Below are 2,835 nucleotides of genomic sequence, written 5' to 3'. Positions count from 1 at the left end.
GCCTTGTCGGGGATGGACCTGTGGGTCCTCGGCCCGCACGACTCGGCCGCCTACCCGGGTGGGTTCGCCGCCGACCTCACCCCGGGCGGCGTGATCCGCAAACAGTTCGACCTGTTCGCCAATCTGCGCCCTTCGCGGGCACTGCCCGGGGTCGCCGCCACCGCACCCGGCATCGACATCCTGATCGCGCGGGAGAACTCCGAAGGCCTGTACGCCGACCGCAACATGGCCGTCGGCAGCGGGGAGTTCATGCCCACTCCCGACATCGCGCTGTCGGTGGGCGTGATCACGCGCGCGGCGACCGAGCGCATCGCCCGCGAGGCGTTCCGTGTGGCACGCGGCCGGCGATTGCACGTCACCATCGTGCACAAGGCCAACGTGCTCCGGTTGACCACCGGACTGTTCCGCGACGTGTGCAGGGAGGTGGCCGCCGAGTATCCGGACGTGCGGGTCGACGACTTCCACGTCGACGCGATGGCCGCGATGCTGGTGCGTCGGCCGGCAGACTTCGACGTCGTGGTCACCGAGAACCTGTTCGGTGACATCCTGTCCGATCTGGCCGGCGAACTTGCCGGTTCGCTCGGCATCGCGGCGTCGGTGAACTGTTCGTCGCGTCAGGCCATGGCGCAGGCGGCACACGGAGCGGCCCCCGACATCGCCGGACAGGGAATCGCGAACCCGGTGGCGATCATCGGGTCCACGGCGATGCTGCTGCGCTGGTACGCCGGTCGCACCGGTAGATCCGACGTGCTCGAGGCGGCCGGACGTATCGACGCTGCGGTCGCGGCGACCCTCGGCGCAAGGGTGAGCACCCGCGATCTCGGGGGTACGGCGACGACCGCGGTATTCACGGAGAAGGTGCTCGCCAACATCGCAGATTCGTAAATCTCGCGTTACTGCCCGGTACGGGTCGCTCTGATGAATTAAGTTTTCCCTCAGGTGGCGCGAGCGTGTCGCCGGAATGGGTAGTGCCCGGAGACAGCGCGGGCCGCGAAGGGAATTGGGATGCGTTTTCACCGATCGAACCGCACACATGCAGTCCGCCTGATGGGGCTCGTCGCCGCGGCGGCCGCGGCCATGACCGTCGTCGCCGGATGCTCCAATGACGACGAGTCCGACGGCACGGGCACCGACATCGGCCCGATCAGCGTCGATGTCGCCAAGGTCGACGACATCGCTGCGGGCCTGCCCGAGAAGGTCTCCAAGGCGGGCAAGCTCGTGGTCGGCGTGAACATCCCGTACTCGCCCAACGAGTTCAAAGGTCCAGGCGGCAAGATCATCGGATTCGACGTCGATGTGGTCAACGCCGTCGCCAAGGTCCTCGGTGTCAGCGCCGAATACCGCGAGGCCGACTTCGCCAAGATCATTCCCGCGGTCCAAGCAGGAACGTTCGATATGGGTATGTCGTCGTTCACCGACACCAAGGAACGTGAGAAGCAGGTCGACTTCGTGACCTACTACAGCGCGGGAGTCCAGTGGGCCCAGCAGAGCGGCAAGTCCGTCGACCCGAGCAACGCCTGCGGCAAGAAGGTCGCCGTTCAGGCCGACACGTTCGAGGCCACCGACGAGGTGCCCGCTAAGAGTGAAGCCTGCACCAAGGCCGGCAAGCCCGCGATCGCGATCCAGAAGTACGACTCGCAGGACGAGGCCACCAACGCGCTGGTCCTGGGCAAGGTCGACGCGATGTCCGCAGACTCGCCGGTGACCGCATACGCGATCAAGAAGTCCAAGGGCAAGATCGAACCTGCCGGCGAGATCTTCGACTCGGCGCCGTACGGCTATCCCGTTGCGAAGGGAACCCCGCTGGCACCCGCGTTGCAGAAGGCCGTCCAGTACCTGATCGACAACGGTCAGTTCAAGGAGATCGCCACCCACTGGGGTGTTGAGGCGGGCCTCATCGAAAAGTCCCTCATCAACGGCGCGATCAACTGAGCCGTGGCTGACTTCGAGAAAGGGCCGGGCACCGAACAGCCTGGCACCGGTCCGATCGCCCTCGGCACCGAACCCGATCCGATCAAGGCCGTCCCCCTGCGCCATCCGGGGCAGTGGGCGGCCGCGACGGTCATCCTCGTGCTCGCCGCGCTGTTCGTCTACGGCGCGGCCACCAACGACGCCTACGCGTGGGGCACCTACGGCGACTACCTGTTCGACACCCGCATCCTCGAAGGTGTCGGGTACACCCTCGCGCTGACCGTGCTGTCGATGGCGATCGCCATCGTCTTCGGTGTGGTGCTGGCTGTGATGCGGTTGTCCCCGAACCGGGTGCTGCGTTCGACGGCGTGGGTGTATCTGTGGATCTTCCGCGGCACCCCGGTGTATGTGCAGTTGGTGTTCTGGGGGCTGTTCCCGTCGATCTACAAGCAACTCGACCTTGGTATCCCGTTCGTGGTGCAGTTCGCGCACTTCGAGATCCAGGAACTCAACGCCGCGTTCACCTTCGCGATCATCGGCCTGGCGCTCAACGAGTCGGCGTACATGGCCGAGATCGTGCGCGCCGGAGTGCAGTCGGTCGGGGAGGGGCAGACCGAGGCGTCGGTGGCGCTTGGCATGTCGTGGACGCAGACGATGACGCGCACCGTGTTGCCGCAGGCGATGCGGGTGATCATCCCGCCGACGGGCAACGAGGTGATCAGCATGCTCAAGACCACCAGCCTGGTGACGGCAGTGCCGTTCAGCCTCGAGCTGTACGGCGCACAGAAGGACATCGCCGGTGTCATTTTCGAACCCATACCGCTGCTGCTGGTCGCCTCGACCTGGTATCTGCTGGTGACCAGCATCCTGATGGTCGGGCAGTTCTATCTGGAGCGGTACTACGCGAAGGGCGCGAGCAGGCAG

The 2,835-nt window shown here is 65.8% G+C and carries 3 protein-coding genes; all 3 read left to right on the top strand.

The window, feature by feature from the left end; all coding sequences use genetic code 11:
- The coding region (locus KDB67_RS00420; protein WP_291010982.1) for an isocitrate/isopropylmalate family dehydrogenase at positions 1–885 on the top strand (885 nt) is incomplete at its 5' end.
- A 162-nt stretch (positions 886–1,047) separates the two neighbouring features.
- Positions 1,048–1,932 (top strand): ABC transporter substrate-binding protein, encoded by an 885-nt coding sequence (locus KDB67_RS00415; RefSeq protein WP_291010980.1) that lies wholly within the window; start codon positions 1,048–1,050, stop codon positions 1,930–1,932.
- Positions 1,933–1,986: 54 nt separating this feature from the next.
- Positions 1,987–2,835, top strand: an 849-nt coding sequence (locus KDB67_RS00410) for an amino acid ABC transporter permease (RefSeq protein WP_291010986.1), incomplete at its 3' end; no start/stop codon positions are given.

This window comes from Gordonia sp. (in: high G+C Gram-positive bacteria) (assembly GCF_020438995.1).
In the GTDB taxonomy this organism is placed as follows: Bacteria; Actinomycetota; Actinomycetes; order Mycobacteriales; family Mycobacteriaceae; genus Gordonia.
This window is presented reverse-complemented; position numbering and strand designations above follow the sequence as displayed.